A 23,837-nucleotide genomic window follows, 5' to 3' on the forward strand; every position below is an offset into this window, starting at 1 on the left:
GTCGTCCGAAACATTAACGGACGGCATTTTTATTTATTCTTCGATTTTTAATGTTGAAGCTTTACTGTTGGCTGAATATTGCGGTGCATATATACATTGTAAGGTGGCAATTCCGCCTTGGTAGATTCCGTCTTGTGCAATCCATACCGTATATTCGAATACATGGGTTCCCTTGGGTAGGAATTCAAAGAAGAAATTCATAGCCGCATCCGTGGTTTCCTGATAGTAGGAGATACCGCTTTGCCAACGATAACCGGAAAGTTGTTCCGTCGGTTCAAGACAGCCGGCACGTAAGTCTTTTAAGTGTACAAATTGCATATCCTGTCCTGTTTGTACGGTGATTCGAACATTGATTTTAGTTCCGATTTTTAATTTCTGACCGGTTAAAGGTACCAGAATCTTTCCGTTCTTCCCTATTTCTTCTATAAAGAGTTGTTTGTGAACGGATATTCCTCCGGAGTGAGATGCTATCTTGTCTAATTTCTCAAAATATTGTAGATAGAGACCACCCCAGGAGGCCTGATCGATTGCCTTGGTGATACTCACCTTCGTCATCTTAGGTGTAATCTCCTCTGCCGTATAGCTTTTCTTTATGTATCCCAATCTTGATTCTTCCGGCGTGACATTTATATTTTTGTTCCCCAGTTTCACCGTTAGCTGATCTTGTTGAGAGAGCTGTTCTTTTCCCGTGAGAACGAGAGCATAAATGGCATCCACGGTTGTCGGCGTACTTCCCCAGTTTTGGGTTTGTTTCTGCCGTAATAACCATTGTTTCATGAGTTCGGTATCTTTGGAATCTTCTTCGATCTCGTGAAAAGCACTCATGAGTGCGACATGGGTTTGAATAGCCGAATTGGTAAATAGGTTAGAACGGTTGTTTGCCCAGAACATGCCCATTTCTGGGGTGGTAGTGGCGTATTCCTTCAGCGAATGAAGAATGCGTTTGGCCGTTTCGACCTCACCGTAACGGTATAATGTCATGGCTGCAAGGGCTTTTTCATAAAGAGATAGGTTGACCCAAGAATCTTTGAATTTCGACAGATAGTACTTGTGTGCTTCTAAAGCATTTGTTAGAGGAATATCCCGGAACGAGCTCCTTGTGTAGAGGTATAGTAGTTGAGAGTATCCGTATCCGTTTTTTTCTTTATACTCTCTTTCAATTTGATTATCCAGATACTTTAAGGCCTGAATTTGCATCATTTTTTCTTCTTGAGACAATTCTGTCGCTCCAGTTCTTACTAATCTTGCCATGGCTTCCAGTACGTTCTCGGTGATGAAGGTATTGGAACCGGAGCCCTTAAACCAACTCCAGCCTCCATCGCTGTTTTGCAGTCGGGCTAATTTCGTCAAAGCTTGCTGGCGGATGTAGTTTTGACGATTGACGTCTAATAATTCTCCCAATAGGTGCATCTGTTCGGTTTCGTTTTGAGCCTCTCTTATCCAGGGTGTCAATTGGAGAAGGATGGATTTTAATTCTTCATTTTTTTCCAGGGGCGAAGTCAGGGTATTACCTGGTTTTCTGAGCCACTCTTTTATCGTCCGGGTAATTTCAGGATTGGCATTTGCAATAGTGGTGGCTAATGTACTGACATAGTAGGAGGCTGTTATTTCGGTGACATTATCCGTTTGTGGGGTATTAACGCTCGGTAGAGCCAATATTGCATACCAAATCGGGTTGGCTGTCATTTCGAGAGTCAACCGATAAGGAGTGATTTTTTTAGGTACATTCATTGTGAATGTTTCTTCTCCCTTGCGAATCATATAGATGGGCAAAGTTCGAGTGACCAATACTTCATTGGGAACGACTGCGATTATCTGTTGCTCTCCGTCACTGAAGAGGGAAGAAGAGGCGACCGTTCTGCATCCCAGCATATCGATATCTCCCGGTGCTGTAAAGGTGAAGCTAAAAGTTTGATTTTGGTCGGTATCCACGCTGAATGATTGCGTCTGTTTGCTAATTATTTTTTCTGTTACAGGGTCGAACAATTCTAAGTAAATGTTACCTTGTTGTTGAGACGGAGAGAGATTATTCACGGTAGCCTTGAGTACGACCTGATCCCCGGTACGAACAAAACGAGGAAGGTTGGTGCTTACCATAAACTCTTTATTGGTAATAACCGATTTTTCCAATTGACCGTAAGCCATGTCGGGGGTATGGGCCAAGGCCATAAAACGCCAGGTAGTCGTGGCCTCGGGTACGGTAAATTTAATGCTTACGTTTCCGGCGGAATCCGTGCGTAATTGCGGATAGAAAAATGCCGTTTCCTGTAAGTTTTGCCGGATTTGGACGGGAGGAACCTGTCGTTCATCCGATTTCGCTTTATCCGAATACTCTCCGGCATAATCATATTCCGTAACACTATTTTCTTCTAATACCGCATCTCGCATGACGGTTTTGGCCGGCCGGCCGGTAGCGTATCCGCGGACTATTATGGGTTGATTGAAATTCAAACCGAAAAGATTTAGTCGGTCGAATTTGAATTCGGGGATCTTATAATTTTTTGATTTAAAATCGATATACCCGTAAATGTTGGCCGTAAGTGCGTTGGAAATCCATCGAGGTGTCATTTCGTAATACCTGAGAACAGGGTTAAAATACCATGTATTCGATGCGAATTGATCTAAAGAGGCATCGTACATCCCGGCCATAAGCTCGGCTAATACGGCTTGTCCCGCCTTGTTCCGAATTGTGAAACTCCACTCTTCTTTTTGCCCGGGAGAAAGATGATCCCGGAATGTTTTGGTAAAAATATCCAATTGTTTATCGGGTTCCTGCCGTTCAATGGTGATGGCATTATAGAATAGTTGCCGATCCTTCACGTAAGTGATAAGCAATTGGATCGATTTTCCGTAATTCGCTTTGTAAGGGATCGTGAGCGTGGTGTTTTCGTCTGTCATTTCGAAACGTTTCCTTTCTATAAACTGTCCCCGGTCGTATAATTCGTATAAGACGTATATATCGGAGGCGGATGAACCTAATATGACTTTAGCTTCTTCCCCGGGTTTACAGGTCGTTTTTTCTTTGATAAGCCAATTATAAGTCAGTACAGGCGGGCGTTTATCCGATGGGGAATAGAGGTAAAAGATCTTTTGTTTGCGAATCTTTTGACCGTTGGTGGTACTACCCTCTGTTGTAAACAGATAAGCCCCGGAAGGATAAATGGACAGATCAATGTTTAGCGGATTGTTTCCGGTTTTATAAATACCGTGGAGTACCTCTTTCTCAACGGGAGCATTGTTGTCGGAATAGGACTCTTTTAAGCTGGAAAGAGGTTTGAGCTTTGCGATGGAGTAGTTTACCGTCTGTGATAACGGATTCCCGTTTGCATTGACGGCTACGATTTTTATATCGAGTGGGTTGTGCTTATTCCATTGTGTGGGTAGTTGTATGCTTAGTTGATAAGGGTATTTGTCAACATGGATTGTAAATTCTCTTGTTTGTGTCTCTCCGTTCGGGGAGGTAATGGTAACCGAGACGGTATAATAAGTATTATACATCCTGTGATAAGGCATATCTTGTGTCGTATCTGTTGCGAAGTAAATTTCAAAATTTCCGTTGCGATCGGTTTTTACTTCGCCATTAGAGATAGTACGTTTGGAATTAAATCGGTAGAAATTGCTTTTATATAGCGTGTAGGAGACCTGACAGTCGGATAAATTTACCCCGGAATAGGTTTTTGCTTTCCCTTTTACGGTAATCGTGTCACCTAATTGATAGCTTCCCGTTATAGGATCGAATGTAATTTCGAATTTGGGGCGTTGGTATTCGGCAACACTGACAAAACGTCTGGCACCATTGGTACGGAGTGATACCTGACCGTTTAATATATCTTTGGGAATTGTAAAATTTCCGGCAAAGGAACCGAATTCGTTTGTCGTAAATTGTTTGCTGGCAATCTCCTGGTTATTGGCATCCTGGAAAGTTACGGTGTACTCTTTTCCGGCGATGGCCTCTGAATTTTCTTTGTTGGCTTCCCAGGCTATTCCGCAGAAATAAATCGTTTGTCCCGGACGGTAAATGGCCCGGTCTGTAAACAGATTTACCTCGAATTGCCGTGTGGGTGCTTGATAATTAGAATAGTAGGAGGGTAGATAATTAATAGCGCCATGGGTATCATCGCCAGAAGATATTTGAAAACAGAGCGTATTTCTATAGTCCGTGGGAATGGAAGCAATACCGTTTTTATCTGAACGATATTGAGCAATGTACTGGTAAGTTTTGTCTCCTTTACTATCATATATATTTACTGTTGCTCCGGATATGGGTTTGCCGCTTTCCATATCGCATACCAATATGGAATTGGTATTTCTCTCTATTTGACGTGAAAATCCGGTAAAACGGCTGGAACTAAAATAGAGCGTATCTTTTTCCAGCGTATTCCCCTGGCTGCTGATAATCAGTTCGTAAAGGCCTATTCGGGAGATTGGAATCTGAAACGTGGTGTCGTATGAAAGCAACCAGGCAGGAAGTTTGTACGAACGGGTTGATATTTTTTCTTTCGGATAGGTTTTGGAGGTACCGGCAAGGTATTCGTCCATTTTTACATTTAATTTATATAACTCGAATTTGATGGAAGAGGTATTTTTATAATTTATGCGAATAATTTGGTCTTTTCCCGGATAAACCGTTTGAAGAAGATTAATATTCACGGCACTGCTTTTAAGCGTTTCTGCCAAATTTTTTAAGATGTTAATCCTAAAATAGTTGGGAAAGAGTCGAATTCCTTCCTGGCAAAATTGAAGGGCTTTTCGAACTTCTTTTTCCATTTCGGATTTTATGATACTCTCCGGATTCTCTTTATGGATGGGAGACTCCTGTTGTTCGATGTTTTTTCGAAGGTATAATTGAGCGAGAGTATGCAATATCTCTACCCGGAGAGGGTCGTTCCGGTATTCGTCGTTTAACTCGAATAAGGCTTTTTCATAAAGAGAGGAGGCGTTTTCGTTTGTAATATGAGTCGATACAAAATTCAATCGTTGCAGATTGGCCCATAATAATGTATTTTTTTGTCCCGAGTTTAATTGAACTTGAAGTAAGGATTGGTATAATCGAATGATATACTGGTCGCAATTATAAGGTTCTTCGGGAACGGATAATTGGACAAACTCATCTTCGGGAGCAAACAACTTATCATTCGTGAGGGGTTTTTGTTTAAAAAAATCGGGAACATAATAGCTTATGGAAGAGATTAGGTTGATACTACGATAAACAAGTAAATCGTAAAGCGTCGGACTGAATTCCCGGGAATCTTTTCCTAAAATTAAAATGTCTTTGTATTGGAGGCTATTTGTGGCAATAAGCTCCTTGGTCGGCTTTAAAGAGGCCTCGATATGTTGGAAAATCTTTTCGATAAAAATATTTCCGGTCCAGACTTTTACATCTTCCGGTATATATCCGGTGATCGGAGTCAGCCCGTTAATCTCAAAGACTCTGCTGATGTAATAGGATTTATATAATTCGGCTAAAAGCGAGTGTAAAATACTTTTTTCAACCGGATTTTTACTTGTTACGACGTAAGCTTCCAAATTAGACAGTAGTGTCGGTATACTGTCCTGATCGATTAAACTTTGGTATTTGATTTGTAGAATAATCGATTTAATCAAAAGAGGAGCGTCTTTCTTTTTTAGGGCTTGTTCATACGTTTTACGAGCTTCGGTCAAGGCTGTCCTTGGATTTTCTTCTGCCTTTTCTGACTGTCCGAACCCGTTTGTTACCAACAGAACGAAAAGGATTGCTACAAGTAATCTGATTGTTTTCATTTCCCTTATTATTTTATCAATGATCATTTTTATTATTCGTTTTTTTAATTGAATAGTTGTCCTATAGATGCTATTCAACGAAGAATTCCATAAAAATAATGATAATTTTGGATGTATAAATGACTATTCACACAAATGTACAATACAGAAAGAATCTTTTAATAAAAAAACAAATTAAAAAATCAGGGAAATAAATTACATTTGTCAGGAATATAACGTGTGTCCGGTATGAATACTTCATTAAACGGCTTATTGATAGGGATTAATAATAAGGACATGGAGGCATGGGAATGTTTGTATGCTGATTATTATGCAACATTATGTTCTTATGTGAATCGGATTGTGCGGGATAAGAATGCGGCTCAGGATATTGTACAGGATCTATTGGTGTCGATATGGAAATCTCCCCGGCAATTTTTAAATATGCGTGACTTCTCTATGTATCTTTATCGTTCTTGCTATAATAATGCTTTGATTTATATTCGGAATAGGAATCTGCGTTGGAGTATTGAACAACGGATGGCACGGGAATCCGCAAATACGGATGAAGAGATGTTTGCTATTACAATAGAAGAAGAACTTATCCGGCAATTGTATGTTTATATTCAAGAATTACCGGAGAAAGGCCGGGAAATTATAAATTTAATGATACAAGGTTTTTCCGGACCCGAAATTGCTGAAAAATTAGGTGTGACCATACACACGGTAAAGACGCATAAGAGTCGGGTATTTAAGTATTTAAGGTCTCGCTACAAAAATCCCCTTTTATTTTTTGTTTTAGGAATTTAAAAAAAATCGGATTTATGTCATACTCTTTCGGATTTCATGTATTATACACCATGAAACTCGAAAATTGGTAGGATGGAAAAAGATATATTTCGAATAATAGATTTGTTTAGGCTTTCGCGTAAAAACGGTTTAAATGAGGAAGAAAAGCATGAGTTTGAAATATTGATGAAGGACGACTCTACACGGGAAATGTTCGAACGGATAGAGGATGAAAAATATTTACACGAACGGATAGAAGAGCTGAAATCATATGATCACCGGGAGGCTTTTGCTCGTTTGAAAACTCGTGTCCGTAAATATCGTCGGTTGAAGTGGATCCGAAGAGGCGTTGTTTCGGCAGCCGTTTTACTGATAGGGGTGTTTAGTCTTGTGATATGGGATAAATCCAAAGATTCTCTTTCGCAAACGGAAATGATGATTAAAAAGAACATAATACATCCGGGGATAAAACAGGCTGTTTTAAGATTAACGGATGGAAAAACGGTGAATATACAAGATGGATTTCTCGAGATTAAGGAAAAGGGAGGAACTGCGATTAAATATGAAAAAGGAGAATTGAGTTACTTGTCAAAGGGAGAATTGGTTTCGGAAACGGATTCTAATGAATTGATTGTACCGATTGGGGGAGAGTGTTTTGTCTGCTTGAATGACGGAACCGAAGTGTGGTTAAATGCTGATTCGAAGTTAAGGTATCCGCTTGTATTCGGTAAAGCGAAACGGGAAGTTTATCTGGAGGGAGAAGCCTATTTTAACGTGAAGCAGGATGGGGAACGTCCGTTTGTCGTTCATACGAATTTTGGCAAAACCAAAGTATTGGGAACCTCTTTTGACGTGAATGCTTATTCCGGAACAGAGGGATATACGACCTTAGTGAGTGGAAAAGTGAGTTGTACTTCGGTAGAAGATGAAGAGGTTATTCTGGCTCCTGGACAACAGGCCGTAATGTCTAAATCCGGCAATATGAGCGTTCGGGAAGTTGATATACAGGAGTATGTCAGTTGGAAAGACGGGTTGTTCGTGTTTAATAATAAATCGCTGAAGGATATTATGATCATATTAGAACGGTGGTATGGAGTAAAGGTAGAATTTCGGGATAAAGGATTAGAATCCTTGACTTTCACGGGGAATCTCCATCGATATGATAATGTTACTGTCTTTTTGGAATTATTGAAGCGATTACGGGAAGTACGTTACGAAGTATCGGAAGATACGATTGTGCTGTATAAATAACAGGGGAGACGGATTTCAAATTTCTCAGGTCTGTCGTCCGTTCCCCTGAAATTACTTATAAATAATCTACAATGTTATGAAAAAAATTCAATTACTATGGCATTTTTGCCTATGGAAAAAGTACAAAAAGATTCTTATGATTATGAAATTGTGTTGTGTGTTTGTTTTCTTGCTATGTCTGAACTTATCCGCAACTGTGAGTGCACAAAATGAAAAAGTATCGTTGGATTTGGAAAATGTATCCATGGAACGGTTTCTTGTCGAGTTAAGAAAACAAACGAGTTATAGTTTTATGTATAACTCCGAATTGGTGGCAAAAGCGGGGCATATTTCTGTCAAGGTGAAGAAAAAAATGTTGAGTGAGGTGTTGGCTACGGTGTTGAAACAGGTGGGATTTGAATATGAATTTTACAATAATGTTATTTTGATTCGTCCGAGTTCAAATGTTCCGGAAGAGAAAAAGCCTCAAAAGAATATCGTGCGGGGAGAGGTAAAAGACGAAGCTGGATTGCCTTTGCCGGGGGTAACCGTGTTGATAAAAGGCTCTTCCGTTGGTGTCGCTACGGATAAGGACGGGAAGTTCGAGATTCAATTGGTAAAGGATACGGTCACGTTAGTGTTTACTTTCGTCGGTATGAAAACGCAACACGTAAAAATTGATAAATTGAAAGAGGGAGAGGAGCGTAAGGCGTTATCTATTGTCATGAAAGAAGATAAAATGGTCTTGGAAGATGTCGTGGTAACGGGATATGCCAATATCCGGAAATCGAGTTTCACGGGGTCGGCGACGCAAGTAAAACGGGAAGAGCTATTAAAGGTTTCGACGGGGAATATTATCGATGCTTTACAGGTATTCGATCCATCCTTGCGAATGATTAAAAATAATGAAATGGGATCGGATCCGAATACGTTGCCCGAATTTTATATTCGGGGACGTTCCGGAATGGAGGGCGTGAAACAGTTGGATAAAATTCAATCGTCGGATATATCGGAATATGCCTTAACGAATAACCCTAATCTTCCGATTTTTATTATGGATGGTTATGAGGTATCGATAGAGAAAGTATACGATATGGATCCGAACCGGGTTGAATCGATTAATATCTTAAAAGATGCGGCTGCTACTGCCATGTATGGTTCAAGAGCTTCAAACGGAGTGATTGTCATCGAGACGGTAGCCCCGAAACCGGGGCAGTTGCGAGTGGCTTATAATGGAACATTGGGGATTACGGCTCCTGATTTGTCGGACTATAATTTGATGAATGCGCGGGAGAAACTGGAAGCAGAAGTAGCTGCCGGATTATTGGATGCGGATAGTCCTTTGGAGCCGGGGACGAATGATTACGCCGATCGTGTGGCGGATTACAGGAATAAATTGAATAATATCTTGTTAGGAGTGGACACGTATTGGTTGGGAAAACCTTTAAGGACGGAGGTGAATCATAAACATAGTTTATTCGTGGATGGAGGAGTGGAATCTATTCGATACATGCTGGGTTTACGTTACGAGGGACAAAATGGGGTTATGAAAGGGTCATACCGGAACAAAATCGGGGCAGATTTGAAATTAGACAGTCGGATAAAGAGTGTTCAAATCAGTAATCAGGTTTCTTATGATGCGGTACGGACTCAAAATTCGCCTTATGGAACCTTTTATGATTACGTGAGAATGCAGCCATATTGGAGACCGACGGACGAGAATGGAGAATTAATACGAAGTTATAAACGGACTTACGGTACCAGCGGAGGTACGGCCAACCCGTTGTATGCGGCAACGTTGAACAGTTATAATCGTAGTAATTACCAAGAGATTTCCGATAATTTGCAGTTGAATTGGTATATCACAAAAAGTTTGCAATTTAAAGCTCAACTATCTCTTAACTGGAAAGAAGAGACGTCTAAAGCGTTTACCGACCCGAATCATCCGATTTATAATGACGTGGATCTTTCCGGCGGAACTGTTTCCGAATTGGACAAGGGAGGGCTCAATTATACGCGGAGGAAAACGTTTGGTTGGAATACCAATCTTTTGTTAATGTATAACGAGGTCATCGGAAAGCATCATAATGTTAATTTGACCTTGGGAGCAAACGTAAAGGAAGATAAAACGAATTATAACCAGATCCGGTATATCGGATTCCCTCTTTCCGGGATGAGCGATCGGAAATTTGCAAACCGGATAGATTCGGAAACCCTTCAGAGTAATCATACCCGACTTGTGGGTGCGTTCTTACAGGGAAACTACACCTTTAATGATATTTATTTATTGGATGTCTCTTTGCGTTTGGACGGATCATCGGAGTTCGGAACGAATAATCGCTTTGCGACCTTCTGGTCCGGAGGTGCGGGTATTAATATTCATAATTATGCTTTTATGAAATCACTCCCGCTGATTACATTGTTACGGGTAAAAGCAAATTACGGGCAGACCGGTAAAGTGAATTTCCCTCCTTTTGCGGCTCGTCATACTTATGAAATATTGTCTGACAGTTGGCATATGACAGGAATAGGGACGATATTGTATTATATGGGTAATGACGACCTGACGTGGGAGAAAACGAAGATGTTGAATTTGGGTTTTGATGTAAACCTGGCAAGACGCGTAAATCTGGAGTTGTCTTGGTATAATAAACGAACGGTGGATTTGATTACAGATGTGTCGGTTCCTTCGTCTTCCGGATCTACGGTGTATAAGGATAATTTGGGAGAGGTAGAAAATCGCGGATACGAGGTTAATTTGAATGTTACCGCTTTCCAGAATAAAAACTGGGATGTAAGTACCTTTGTGCGATTGGCTCATAATAAAAATAAGATTGTGAAGATTTCCGATGCTTTGCGTGAGTACAATGATCGGGTAGATGAGTATTACAATGGATATACTTCCGGAAGTGATTCGAAGAACGAGCAATACTCGAAACCCGTTATGAAATATCAGGAAGGAGGATCGCTGACCTCTATTTTCGGTATGAAATCTTTGGGAATTTCTCCGGCTAACGGGCAAGAGTTATTTCTTTACCGGGACGGTAAGGTTTCTTACGCGTGGAAATCTTCGGAACAGGTGATTATCGGAGATACGGAGCCGGAAGTACAAGGCTCGTTCGGTTTGAATTTGCGATACAGAAATTTCACCTTATACACGACGTTCCTGTTTGAATTGGGTGGAGATACTTATAATCAGACATTGGTCGATCAGGTGGAATGCGTGAACTTATGGGCCCGTAACGTGGATAAGCGTGTTTCTTCCGATCGTTGGCAAAAAGAGGGTGATATGACTCCGCTGAAATCGATAAAAGATCGTTATAATGTCACTCGTTCGACTTCTCGTTTCGTGGAGAAAAACAATACGTTGAATTTTAATTCTTTGACATTAGGCTATGATTTCGATAAGGAGTCGCTTCAACGTTTCGGAATAAGTATGTTGCGCTTATCTTTTAATATGAAGGATATAGCTGTTTTCTCAACGGTGAAGCAGGAGAGAGGATTGAGTTATCCTTTTGCCCGTACTTTTAATTTCACGTTAAATGTAAGTTTTTAATGCATAAGGTTATGAAAATATATCGATACATAATAGTGTTTTTCTTTGTTGTGGGAGGATTATCCTCTTGTAACGATTGGTTGGACATCAATGCCGATACGAAGGTGGTCCAGGAAGAACTATTCGAGAGTTACGAGGGATTTCGTTCCAGTTTGAACGGTATTTATCGTTTGTTGGGAACAAAAGAGCTATACGCTCGTAATTTGACCTGGGGTGCCGCCAGTGTATTGGGAAATAATTATGAAAAAAATACGTTGCCTTATTCGTACCGGGATTTCCTCAATGATTACGAGGCCGTGAGCGGTAAAAAATACGTGGAGGAAATATGGGAACAAGGATACAAGTTAATTTCCAATTGTAATAATTTGTTGATACAGGGAAGAGATAAGAAGGATGATTTTTTTCCGGAGGGTAAGGTTGAAAAAGATGTGATCATGGGGGAAGCTATCGGGATGCGGGCTTTGTTGCATTTCGATTTATTACGTCTTTATGCCCCCTCTTTCAAAGAGGATGACGGTAAGTTATATATCCCTTACGTGACCGTTTATCCGGAGCATCAGCCGAAACATCTTTCGGTAACGGCCGTGATGGATAGTATCATTTCGGATTTGAAGAGAGCTCGGGATATGTTAAGCTATAACGATACATTATATAACGTAGAGGCCATTCATAATGTAAAAGTCCGTTTTCATACTGTTTTTGCTTCCGTAAAAGGAGGATTTTTCTTCTCGAACCGGGGTGGACGCATGAATTATTTTGCGGCGACGGCTCTGTTGGCAAGAGCGTATTTATACAAAGGGGACAAGATAAATGCTTATCGTTATGCTCATGAGGTGTATCAATATTCAACCCGGAAAACCTATTTTCAGTTTACTCCTGCCTCGGCTTTCGAATTGTGGGACAAAAACGGGTGGCCGCAAAAAATGTATGATGATATTTTGATGGCTGCTTATAACGAAAAGATGTATGATATTTATAAGGATGAGTTGAATTCACAATCTACGGAGATTAATTTCTTCTTAAAAAATATCGACGATTTGTATCGTTCCGATGCCAATGATTTCCGGAAGACTAAATTGATTAGTGGCAGTTGGGATGATTGGGAGGAGGTCTGGACCTATCTTTCCACTCGTTGGTCGAAACCGGCAGATTTAACCTATTCGGAGGCACAGGATGTCGCTACTTATCAGGGACCTATTGCCCCGGTGATTCGGATGAGCGAGGTGTATTACATTATGTGCGAGTGTCTGGCAGAAGAGGGAAAGGTGGACGAAGCCACCGATTTATTGCAAACGGTAAGGACTGCACGGGGTGCAATCAATCCGTTACCTCTCGGGATGACGAAAGACGATTTTTTGACGATCTTGCGGAAAGAGATGGTTAAAGATTTTATGACGGAAGGGCAAACGTTCTTTTTGTATAAACGATTGGATGAACCTGTGTATGATGGTTCTTCCGGAATAGATATGACGGGTAAATGGGTTTTACCTGCTCCCTACAGTGAAACGGCATATACGAACCTTTAATTTAATGATGATGAAAAAGTTATATATATGGGGAATTGGCCTGCTTCTTTTCTTGAGCTGCCAAAAGAATGAAATGATGATTTATAATGGAGATAATTATATTCAATTCACGAAAACGTTAAAAGACACGAGTACTTTTTCTTTCTCTTTTTATCCGGAACTGAATGATTACGAATTCCCGGTAGTGGTGGAAATGTCGGGGTCGGCATGCCGGACGGAGACCTCTTATCGTGTTGTGGTGGATAAGGAAAACACGACAGCCGAGGAAGGAAAACATTTCACGATTCCGGAGAAATTAACCTTTAAGGTCGGAGCTTACCGGGATACCTGTCTGGTGAAGTTGATGCGCCGTGAAGAGATGAAGGCAGGTAATTTACAGATTGTGTTACGGATTGAAGAGAACGCATCTTTTAAACAGGGAGAAGAGAATAAATTGATTGCCGTGCTACGGGTAAATGATAAATTATCACAACCGAAATGGTGGGATGATATAGTAAACTGGTATTATTTAGGAACTTATACCGATGAGAAATATGATTTATTTATTCGTGCTACGAAACAATATGATTTGACGGGAGCGGATGAAGGGATGTTGCGGTATTATTCTTTGATGTTTAAATATTGGTTACAGGAGGAGGGACGGACAGATATTTATGTTCCGGTAAAAGGATGATAACTTTAATAAAAGAAATTATGAATGCAAAGATTATACGATATATGCTTGCCTGTTTGTTTATCGTCCAGGCTTGTTATGACGACAAAGGGAATTATGATTATATTCGTTCGAATGGGGTAACGATAGCCCTTAATCCTGTTTCGAAAATTGCTTATCTGGGAGAAATTTACTGTTATGATCCGGACATAACCTTTACCAATGTATCGGATTCTGTCGGGTTCGAGTATTGGTGGGAATATACCGGAAGCAGTGCTGCCGGAGGTGCTTATGACACGATTTGTAAGACCAGGACTTTAAATTTTAATCCGCAGGAAACGGGAGAGGTTTGGGTAAGGTTATGTGTAAAAGAACAGAGAACGGGAGTCGTGACGACCTCGGATATTTTAGCTTTAAACGTGCAGAGTTCTTACGGGAAAGGATGGATGATCCTGGGGCAGGACAACGATCGTACGACACTTTCGTTTGTTCGGCCGGGGTATGAAGAAACGGAAGAGGGGAAAAAGAGAATATACACTCCGATGGTGGATTTATACGAAAAAATCTTTCCGGAACAACCTTTAGGCACCTTGCCTGTCGGATTAAGGCAGATGTTAACGTGGTATGACGGAGCCATCATGGTATTACAAAAGAATAGTCCTCTTTATTTGAACGGGAATTCATATAAAAAAGAGGTATTACTGGACGATGAATTTGTAGGAGGAATACCGGACCAATTGGAGGTAAAGGATTTCTTTAACGGAACGAACGTGGATATCGTGTTGGATAAGACGGGAAAAATGTACGTGCGAAATTTCATGAACGTTCAAGGTATGTATCAAGCTCTTTATACCCGCGATTTTACAAATATTCCCTCTAAATACAAAGGAGAAGAATTGCATATCGACCGTGTGATTCCTACCCGGCCTATGTACGATTATATTTGTGGATTATATGATGCGGAGAACAGTCGTTTCTTATGGGCGGGGGTTGCTTATAGTGCGAGTGTCGACGTGGTGATTCCTTCCGTGATGCAAACATCCGCATCGGAATATATTGATCTGACTGATTTGGATGGGTGGGAATTGGTATTCTGCGGTACGCACACGGGAGGTTCTGCTTACGGGCAACCTCGTTTTGTGGCTATCTTTAAAAAAGGAGACGTCGTAAAAGCTCAAACATTTACGGCAAAATCTTCTCCTTCTTATTATAATGCTTCATCGGTCTCTATCATCGATGTGACATTACGGGATTTTTCGGGTAAAAAATATATTTCCGAAAACACGAAATATTACACGCTAAAGACCCGGGGATACATGTTCTTTGCGGAAAAAAACATTGTATATTGGTATGATCTTACCACGGGAGAGAGTTATCCGTTCTATACTTTTGCGAATGAGAACGCTTCGGTTGTGGCTATGAGCTCTAATCCGCAAGAATCGGAATTGGGTGTGGTATTGGATGACGGAGTCTTTGCCACGTTGAATATTGAAAACGATAAGCTGTATTCCGGAGAGCGTATATACGAGAAGTCGGGTTTCGGGAAAGTAATAGATATAGATTATAAATACCCGAATTATAACGTGTATAATTATAGAACGAATGCTAATAATGCGGATTAATCTCTCTGCGGTAAATAAATCAAAGTGGTGATCGAAAGCAAGAGTGTTTTATGGTAATTACCCCCTTTTTTAGGAGTAAATCCATAAAATCTTGCTTTCATAATACATTTAACAAAGTAGAAAAACATATGAAAAGATTCATGTATTCCGATTGAGGGATTCATGAAAAAATGAATGACAGAAGGAGATCTACAACGATCTCCTTTCTACATATAAAGGAAGAAAAATACTGTTTTTCTAATGCTTTTGCAGGAGTGAAGATCAATAAAGGATCGTTTATTGATACTGCTAAAATGGAGTGAAATTTGTAAAAAATGGATGGGTTTGAATCTTTTTAACGTGCTGATGGTGAATAACAAGATAAAGATATTATCTTTGACGGGGTGATTTTGTCTCAAGATTTTTTTGGGTTTTAATAAACGATCATTTTTTCGTGTTGGAAATGAATAGGATAGCTTTTGTATACTATGGTAGATAAAGTCTCTTTTGATGCGATAAAGCGAGGTGATATGAGAGCCTATAAGACTTTGTTTCAGCAATATTATGCGTCGATGTGTACCGTCGCCAAGCGTTATATCGGAGATGGGGATACGGCGAAAGATATTGCCCAGGAGGTATTTATCAAACTGTGGGAGAAGCGGGAAGAGTACGACACGATCCCTAACGTGGAAATCTTTTTGTATGTATTGGTACGTAATCGTTGTTTTGATTATTTGAAATCGCAAAAAGATATGGTTGACTACATGGATTCGGAGGTCGTTAATAATGAGGTTTTTTTTAGGGACTTATTAATAGAGGAGGAGTCTTATCGAATTATTTCTCAGGCCATAGAAGCATTGCCTCCGCAAAGTGCCCGTATCATTAAACTCTCTTTGGAGGGAAAACAAAATAAAGAGATTGCGGATATTTTAGGAATATCCGTGAATACCGTTAAAACGTTAAAGTATCGTTCGTTAGAATCTTTAAAAATCTCTTTAAAAGATTATTTCTATATTCTTCTGGTTTTGTTAGGGATTTAAGCTCTTCGGTTTTCTTGTCGTATTATTTTTTTTGTTTTGGGTGGTGGGTTACGGATGGATGACCGGCTTCATCTGTCGAATCGTGTCGGACAAATGAAGCCGGAAAAATTTACGCGTAGGTAATCATCGCTTTTTTATGTGTATATCATTTCAGGTAATTGTTGAAGAATGTTTCCAACTGATCGAAGGGTATTGTATCCGTACGGTCGTATAAATCCGTGTGATTTGCACCGGGTATGATCGTTAACTTCTTGTTGTCGCCTTTCAGCTTTTTGAAAGCGTCCTCGCTGAAATAACGAGAATGGGCTTTTTCTCCGTGTATCAAGAGTACGGCACTACGGATTTCATCGCTGTAAGAAAGGATAGGCATGTTGATAAATGACAGGGCCGATGTTTTGTTCCAGCCGCAATTGGAGTTTAGCGAGCGGGGATGATAACCGCGTTCGGTCTTGTAATAAGCATGATAGTCTTTCACGAATTGCGGAGCAGCTTCAGGCAACGGATCGATCACGCCGCCAGCAAGTGCATAAGTGCCGTTCCGGTAATCTGCAGTCCGTTGTGCGTTAAGTTGCTTACGTAGTTCGTGGCGAGTATCTGCATCCGTTGCATCGAAATAACCGTTAGCGTTTACACGGCTCATATCGTACATCGTCGAGGCTACCGTTGCTTTGATGCGAGTGTCGATAGCGGCTGCGTTGATCGCCATCCCTCCCCAGCCGCAAATACCGATAATGCCGATTCGTTCTGGATCGACATCGTTGCGTGTCGAGAGGAAATCGACTGCCGCACAAAAGTCTTCCGTGTTGATGTCCGGCGACGCCACGTATCGGGGTTCGCCGCTGCTCTCGCCTGTGAACGATGGGTCGAAGGCTATGGTTAAAAATCCGCGTTCGGCCATAGTTTGCGCATACAGGCCGGATGATTGTTCTTTTACGGCTCCGAACGGCCCGCAAACGGCTATGGCCGGTAATTTCCCCTTTGCTTTTTTCGGTATATACAGATCGGCTGCGAGCGTGATGCCGTAGCGGTTACGGAAAGTTACTTTGCTGTGATTTACTTTGTCGCTTTGCGGGAATACTTTGTCCCACTTTTGAGATAAATTCAAATTCTCCTTCATATTCGTATCGGCTTTAAAATGATTTTCGTTTGCTTCGACTCTCTTTATCGATTTTGTTGTCCGTTCTCTGCCTTTTCCGTGACATGGGACGCATAAGGCTGTAATTGTCAATACCGTTAAAAATAAAATTCGTTTCATATTGCTCTTCATATCTTATTGTTTTAATACAAAAATACGGAATAGCCATATATCGTATCATACCAAAAACAAGGTTCGATTTACCTTATTTACGGATTTTGCAATTTTTACTATTGTTTGATGTTCAACGATATTACCTGAATCACGGAATATACGGAAAGATTTACCCCGATTACCGTTTTCGATTGTGATCCCGGCTCGGGTACGATAAAAACACTATCTTTGTTCTGAATAAAAGTCGTCGCTATGGATATGAATGAATCCCCTATATTGAAAGTAGATACAATCGAACAATACAATAACCTGTTCGATTTCGAGACTCGACATCCTCAAGTCAACTTCGTCGATTTCGACACGGTGGAGAGTCAGAAACCGTATCGCATGACGGTCGGTTTCTATTCGATCTTTTTGAAAGAGACGGTAGCCTGTACGATAAACTATGGAAAGACCAAATATGATTTCGACGATTGGACAATAGTCAGCATTGCTCCGGGACAAACTGTCGGTTATTCCACGATCGAGGGAATCCCGACTAAAGCCAAAGGCTTGCTGTTCCATCCTGATTTCATTCGCGGTACTTCATTGGGGCAGAAAATTAAAAAATATTCGTTTTTTGCCTACGAGTCTAATGAGGCACTACACCTCTCGAAAGAGGAGCGAACGATCGTTATCAACTGTATGTCTATAATAAAAACGGAATTGCAACATGCCATAGATAAACATACCAGAGGACTGATTTGCACGAATATAGAATTATTGCTGGATTATTGTCTACGATTTTATGAACGGCAGTTTATCACGAGGCAGGATATGAATCTCGACGTGTTGGCTCGCTTCGAGAGACTTCTTGATGACTATTTGAGTACGGGGATTGCTTCGGAAAAAGGTGTGCCGTCCGTTCAATATTTTGCGGACAAGATTTGTCTCTCGCCCAATTATTTCGGTGATTTGATCAAAAAGGAAACAGGGAAAACGGCAAAAGAATATATACAATTGAGAATGTTGGACGTAGCGAAGGAAATCTTGTTTGATTATAGCAAATCGATTACCCAAGTCGCTTATGCGTTGGGTTTCCAATATCCGCAGCATTTCGTACGGTTTTTTAAAAGATATGCAGGCATAACGCCTAACGAATACAGACGGGCGAATTGATACCTCGGTGACGACAGACTCCGTTTTCGCCATCCCGTAAAAAAACAAACTATAGCACTTGGGGACGGGGCAAAAGTGCTATTTTCTTTCTTTTACCGATAATTTCTAAATATACTCTATTTCCAAAGTTTTTTTTCGTCAGTATTTTCTAATACTCTCATCTGTTGAATGGCACTATAATTGAATTTTATAAACCGTTCCCCCTGCGGAATCCTTTGCTCTATAAATACCGTATTGAGATTTCCCATATTAGAAAGACATATCAATTCGTTAATAGAAGTATAGTCACGGATATTTCCTTATTAATTCAGAATTTTGTTCGTGTCACATTAATATATCAGCTTCGTTTACATAAATAGTGCTCGCCTGTTTACGTTCGTTCGGTAGATAGCACTTTGCCCTATTCTATTCATGGCCAGAAGACAACTTTTCTTTAGCACTTAGGTAGCACTTAGGAACGGGGCAAAAGTGCTATTTGAAATGTTAAAAAGCAAAATAATTTGAGGTTCGAGTCATCCTTTTGATTTTGTTTGTCGTTCTGTAAATGAAGGAGAGAAGATTTATGTTAGAACCGAAAGATTATAAAATATCCCGTTTGATTGCCAAACAGTTTGTCCACGGGCTTTCCCCCGGGGAGGAGGAGAAGCTGGAGCGTTGGCTGGCTGAAGATCCGGATAACCGGAGATTGTATGACCGGATTATGGATTCGGGTAATAAATCGGAGCGGGATAAATACGTGGAAGGCTTAGATATTGAAAAAGAATGGAAAGCGGTTGAAAAACAGATATTTCCTTACAAAAAGAGAAACCGGAGGTTAGGTTGGGGAATCGGAATTGCCGCTTCGATAGCTTTGCTGGTCGGGGTCGGTATGTGGTTTTTTCAACAACGGGAACAGGTTGTTCCGCCTGCCGAATTTGCCGGTATTCAGGTAGGAACATCCAAGGCGATTTTAATTACGTCCGAGGGGAAACAGATCGAATTGCAGGATAGTAGTGTTCAACAGATCGTTTTAAATAACGGCGTCGTGGCTTTAAACAATGGAAAGAGTGTGGCCTTGCAAGGAGGGAAACAGGATACGGTAGCGCAGGAGATTCGTTATTCCACGATTCGTATTCCGCGGGGGGGAGAATATAACCTGACCCTGTCCGATAATACCCGGGTGTATTTAAACTCTGATTCGGAGATTCGTTTCCCGGAGCAATTCGGAGAGGGAAAACGAGAAGTGTTTTTAACGGGAGAAGCATTTTTTATGGTGGCGAAAGACAAGAAACATCCTTTTGTTGTCAATACACCGGGTAAATTACAAATAGAGGTTTTAGGAACGGAATTTAACGTGCAGGCTTATACCGACGAGGAGGACATCGAGGCGACCCTAAACGAGGGTGCGGTTCGGGTGGTTTCGGGTGATCAGTCTATCGAATTGCACCCGAATCAGCAAGCTGTTTACAATAAAAAAAGTGGGGAACTCTCTTCGCGGGAAGTGGATGCCGATGCTTATTCTGCTTGGAAAGACGGGCGCTTTGTCATGAAAAACGAGACGTTGGAATCGATTATGACCCGGTTGAGCAGATGGTATGATATTCATGTTTTCTACGTGAACGAGGAGGTGAGAGACTATCATTTCTCCGGGGAACTGGAGCGTTATGAAGATTTTCCGGAAGCCTTGAAAATGTTAGAGAAATCGGCAAAGATCTCTTTTGAGATCAACAAAAACAACGTGGTGGTGCGTAAAAGAATGTAATAGAATTTGAGTGTTAAATAAAAAAGCAGAAGATATTGGTCCTATCTTCTGCTTGTAAATTGAGTTTAGATAACGATTAACAAATCGATTATTAATCATTAAGCATGTAAAAGTATGAAAAAAAACGGAATCGGGGTCTTTGATGAGAATCAAAGATTGCTAAAAATGCGATTTATTTTTAAACGCTGCGTTCTTCTTCTGTTTATGTCGATTTTCTTTTTGCAGGCCAATGCTGCCCGGCAAGTTGTAAAATTGACCATGAACATGAAAAATGCCACAATTGATGAAATCATTACAAGCATGAGTAAAGAGACGAGCTATCGTTTCTTGTACCAGGTAGAAGAGGTCCTAAAATATGGAAAAAGAGACCTTAACGTAAAAAATGCAGCTTTAGAAGAAGTTTTAAATCAGCTGTTAAAAGGAACTTCCCTTTCTTATGAAATCCAGAACGAGGTAGTGATCATTACTCCTGTAAAAGACGAGAAAAAAGAGGAAAAGAAAAGAGTAATCAAAGGAAAGGTCATTGATACTCAAAAAATACCTTTACCCGGCGTAACGGTGGTGATCAAAGGTACGACCTTGGGTGTATCAACGGATATTAATGGAAAATTTACCATTGAAATACCCAAACAGGACACGACCATTCTTGTCTTCACTTTTATCGGAATGGAAAAAGTAGAACATCGCCTGAGCAAGGACCCGAAAGACGATGAGAAAGAGTTGGTTATCACGATGAAGGAAGAGGTAAAAGAGGTGGAAGAGGTGGTGGTTACCGGATACGCTAATATTAAGAAGGAAAGCTTTACGGGTAGTTCGGTTTCTATTAAGAGAGAAGATTTGTTGAAGGTTTCGAAAACGAGTGTGATAAAGGCATTGTCGACTTTCGATCCCTCTTTTCGGATACAACAAAATAATAAATGGGGGTCGGATCCGAACGCTGTTCCGGAAATGTATATTAGAGGCCGTTCCGGTATCGGGGTGAAGGATCTGGATAAGGATGCTCTGTCCAAATCTTCGTTAAAAAACAATCCGAATCTTCCGGTATTTATTATGGATGGATTCGAGGTAAGTGTTCAGAAGGTGTACGATATGGACCCGATGCGGATAGAGAATATACAAATTCTAAAGGATGCTTCGGCTACAGCCATGTACGGATCCCGGGCGGCAAACGGTGTTGTGGTGATTACGACGGTAGCCCCAAAGCCGGGAGAAGTGGTCATTACGTACAGTTTGACCGGAGAACTTTCAATGCCCGACCTTTCCGATTATAATTTGGCAAATGCTGCTGAGAAGTTGGAAATCGAAAGAAAATCAGGATTGTATGATCCGAATGTTGCTTTCGGAGGTGGGGGAGGTTGGACGTCGGCTTTAAATGAATATAATAGACGTTTGGTGCGTGTAAAAGAGGGGGTTACTACGGATTGGCTCTCTTTGCCTTTACGGAATGCTTTCAAACATAAACACTCCTTATCTGTTGAAGGGGGTAACAATGATTTACGATATGGTCTTGATGTCAGTTATAAAAACGATAATGGTGTGATGAAAGATTCCTACCGGGATAATTTGGATTTAGGTTTTCACATCGATTACCGGATAGGGAAATGGTTGCAGGTGGTAAATTATATAGAATACAGTTATACGGATGCTACCGAATCTCCTTATGGTGATTTTAGCGATTATGCTCATTTACAACCGTATGACCGTCCTTATGACAAACAAGGTAACCTTATTCGGGAGTTGGAATTTTCTAAAAAGAGTGATAATGTAGGAAAGAATAATCCTTTGTACGAGGCATTATTGAATAATTTCCAGTACGATAAATCGGATACTTTTATCGAACGTATGATGGCTCAGATTTACGTGACGGATCATTTTCAATTAAAAGGACAGTTTGCCATAACGAAATCCATATCTAAAAATGAACGTTTTGTTGATCCTAAATCTTCAAAAATATCTTCAACGGAATATATGGGAGACCTTTATATCGATAAAGGAGAAGAAACCAAATGGGATGCACAGGTGGGTGTTTATTACACAAGAGTGTTTGGAAATGCACATGCCTTGAATGCTTCTTTGGTGATGAATGCGACGAACACGAAAACAGAGAGCACTTCGTCTCATTATCGGGGATTTCCGTCCGGAAAGTATCACTCTCCTAATTTTGCTGCAGAAGTTTATAATAAACCCTCGAAATCTGAGAATCTAACTCGATTGGTCGGTTTTCTTTTGTTAGCCAACTATACCTGGAATGATATTTATTTGGCAGACCTTTCTGTCCGGTTTGACGGTTCATCCGAATTCGGGTTGGATCAGAAATGGGCGCCTTTTTGGTCCGGAGGTTTGGGAATCAATGTGCATAATTACAGTTTTTTAAAGGATAGTGAAGTAATAACCCGTTTAAAATTAAGAGGTTCTTACGGTCAGACCGGAAAAACCAACTTTGCCCCTTACAATGCAAAAACGATTTACAAGACTTTTGATCGTTGGTATATAGCCGGGTTCGGAGTTGGCTTACGGGCTTTGGGAAACAAAGATTTGAAATGGGAGACAACGAATAAGATGAATATTGGTACGGACTTAGGCTTTTGGAATGAGCGTATCGCTTTGAATTTTGATTATTACAGGGATAAGACGGTAGATTTAATTACGGATGTTACTCTACCCGGTTCTTCCGGATTCTCTTCGTATAAAAGTAATATGGGAGAGACTTTGAATGAAGGTTTTGAAATCAGAACTCAATTTGATGTTGTAAAAAGTAATAACGGTTTGTACGTGGCATTGTGGGGGAATATGAGCCATAACAAAAATAAAATTTTAAAGATTTCCGATGCTTTAAAACAGTATAACGGTCAGGTAGACGATTATTATGCCGATGCGGAAGAGAGTCAAGAGCAAGTTCTCTGGTGGGATAAGACAATGGAAGAATATGCCAAACCGTTGATGAAATATGAAGAAGGAGCTTCTTTGACGTCCATTTTCGGTGTCCGTTCTTTGGGTATCGATCCGACAACCGGTAAAGAGTTATATATCTATCGGAACGGTCAGGTTAGTAATCAATGGAAGGCATCACAACAAGTTGTACTTGGAAATACGGAGCCGACTGCCAGTGGTGCTTTCGGGGTAAATGCTACTTATAAAGGCTTTAGTTTATTTGCTTCTTTCTCTTATGAATGGGGAAAACAGATTTACAATGAAACCTTAGTCAATAGTGTGGAAAATGCGGATATCGAAAACAGTAACGTGGACAAACGCGTACTGACTCAACGTTGGGAGAAACCGGGAGACATAGCTCCGTTAAAAGATATTAAGAATAGAGATGCGGTAACTCTGCCTACTTCCCGTTTTGTACAGGATGAGAATGTATTATCATTAAGTACCTTGACGTTGAGTTATGACTTTAAACAAGATTTATTACGGAAAATTTATTTAAGAACGCTTAATCTGGAATTCCAAATGAACGATATTTTCCGTTTGTCCAGTGTAAAACAGGAACGAGGAACCAGCTATCCGTTTGCAAGAAGTATAAATTTTACCTTACGTGCAACTTTTTAGAACT

General features: G+C 40.6%; 12 protein-coding genes and 1 pseudogene. 10 read left to right on the forward strand and 3 right to left on the reverse strand.

Features of this window, described 5'->3' with window-relative positions; translation table 11 throughout:
* Nucleotides 1–33: 33 nt before the first annotated feature.
* On the reverse strand, nt 34–5,760 hold the full coding sequence (locus QZR76_RS09370; protein ID WP_294142531.1) for an alpha-2-macroglobulin family protein: 5,727 nt from the start codon (nt 5,758–5,760) through the stop codon (nt 34–36).
* Between the two features lie 228 nt (nt 5,761–5,988).
* Between QZR76_RS09370 and QZR76_RS09375 the strand changes: the two genes are divergently transcribed.
* The 7 genes from QZR76_RS09375 to QZR76_RS09405 all read left to right on the forward strand — a co-directional run bounded on the left by QZR76_RS09375 (nt 5,989) and on the right by QZR76_RS09405 (nt 16,133).
* Entirely contained in the window at nt 5,989–6,549 is a 561-nt protein-coding gene (locus QZR76_RS09375) for a sigma-70 family RNA polymerase sigma factor (RefSeq protein ID WP_294142533.1), read from the forward strand.
* A 72-nt stretch (nt 6,550–6,621) separates the two neighbouring features.
* Complete coding sequence (locus tag QZR76_RS09380) at nt 6,622–7,779, forward strand: FecR domain-containing protein (RefSeq protein WP_294142535.1); 1,158 nt, start codon at nt 6,622–6,624, stop codon at nt 7,777–7,779.
* A 76-nt stretch (nt 7,780–7,855) separates the two neighbouring features.
* Nucleotides 7,856–11,314, forward strand: a complete 3,459-nt coding sequence (locus QZR76_RS09385) for a SusC/RagA family TonB-linked outer membrane protein (RefSeq protein WP_294142537.1) — start codon at nt 7,856–7,858, stop codon at nt 11,312–11,314.
* Between the two features lie 11 nt (nt 11,315–11,325).
* A complete protein-coding gene (locus tag QZR76_RS09390; RefSeq protein ID WP_294142539.1) occupies nt 11,326–12,840 on the forward strand; it encodes a RagB/SusD family nutrient uptake outer membrane protein in 1,515 nt (504 codons plus the stop codon).
* Between the two features lie 10 nt (nt 12,841–12,850).
* Entirely contained in the window at nt 12,851–13,513 is a 663-nt protein-coding gene (locus tag QZR76_RS09395; protein ID WP_294142541.1) for a DUF4843 domain-containing protein, read from the forward strand.
* 20 nt (nt 13,514–13,533) lie between these two features.
* Nucleotides 13,534–15,114, forward strand: coding sequence for a PKD-like family lipoprotein (locus tag QZR76_RS09400; protein ID WP_294142544.1), 1,581 nt, complete (start codon nt 13,534–13,536; stop codon nt 15,112–15,114).
* A 467-nt stretch (nt 15,115–15,581) separates the two neighbouring features.
* Entirely contained in the window at nt 15,582–16,133 is a 552-nt protein-coding gene (locus QZR76_RS09405) for an RNA polymerase sigma-70 factor (protein ID WP_294142545.1), read from the forward strand.
* 145 nt (nt 16,134–16,278) lie between these two features.
* On the opposite strand, the gene QZR76_RS09410 is transcribed toward QZR76_RS09405, so the two are convergent.
* Complete coding sequence (locus tag QZR76_RS09410; protein ID WP_294142597.1) at nt 16,279–17,388, reverse strand: alpha/beta hydrolase; 1,110 nt, start codon at nt 17,386–17,388, stop codon at nt 16,279–16,281.
* A 252-nt stretch (nt 17,389–17,640) separates the two neighbouring features.
* On the opposite strand from QZR76_RS09410, the gene QZR76_RS09415 reads away from it, so the two are divergent.
* The gene (locus QZR76_RS09415) at nt 17,641–18,540 is read left to right on the forward strand and encodes a helix-turn-helix domain-containing protein (RefSeq protein ID WP_294142598.1); all 900 of its coding nucleotides are present in this window, start codon (nt 17,641–17,643) and stop codon (nt 18,538–18,540) included.
* Nucleotides 18,541–18,656: 116 nt separating this feature from the next.
* Here QZR76_RS09415 and QZR76_RS09420 read toward each other — a convergent pair.
* Nucleotides 18,657–18,861: pseudogene (locus tag QZR76_RS09420) on the reverse strand (KilA-N domain-containing protein); the annotation flags it as partial.
* Nucleotides 18,862–19,084: 223 nt separating this feature from the next.
* On the opposite strand from QZR76_RS09420, the gene QZR76_RS09425 reads away from it, so the two are divergent.
* Together QZR76_RS09425 and QZR76_RS09430 are read left to right on the forward strand one after the other, a co-directional pair.
* Nucleotides 19,085–20,281: a FecR domain-containing protein gene (locus tag QZR76_RS09425; protein WP_294142547.1), complete on the forward strand. Its 1,197-nt coding sequence runs from the start codon at nt 19,085–19,087 to the stop codon at nt 20,279–20,281.
* A gap of 114 nt (nt 20,282–20,395) precedes the next feature.
* Nucleotides 20,396–23,833: a SusC/RagA family TonB-linked outer membrane protein gene (locus tag QZR76_RS09430; RefSeq protein ID WP_294142549.1), complete on the forward strand. Its 3,438-nt coding sequence runs from the start codon at nt 20,396–20,398 to the stop codon at nt 23,831–23,833.
* Nucleotides 23,834–23,837: the final 4 nt, after the last annotated feature.

Origin of the sequence: uncultured Sanguibacteroides sp. (assembly GCF_900543425.1) — a bacterium.
Taxonomy (GTDB): domain Bacteria; phylum Bacteroidota; class Bacteroidia; order Bacteroidales; family Marinifilaceae; genus Gabonibacter.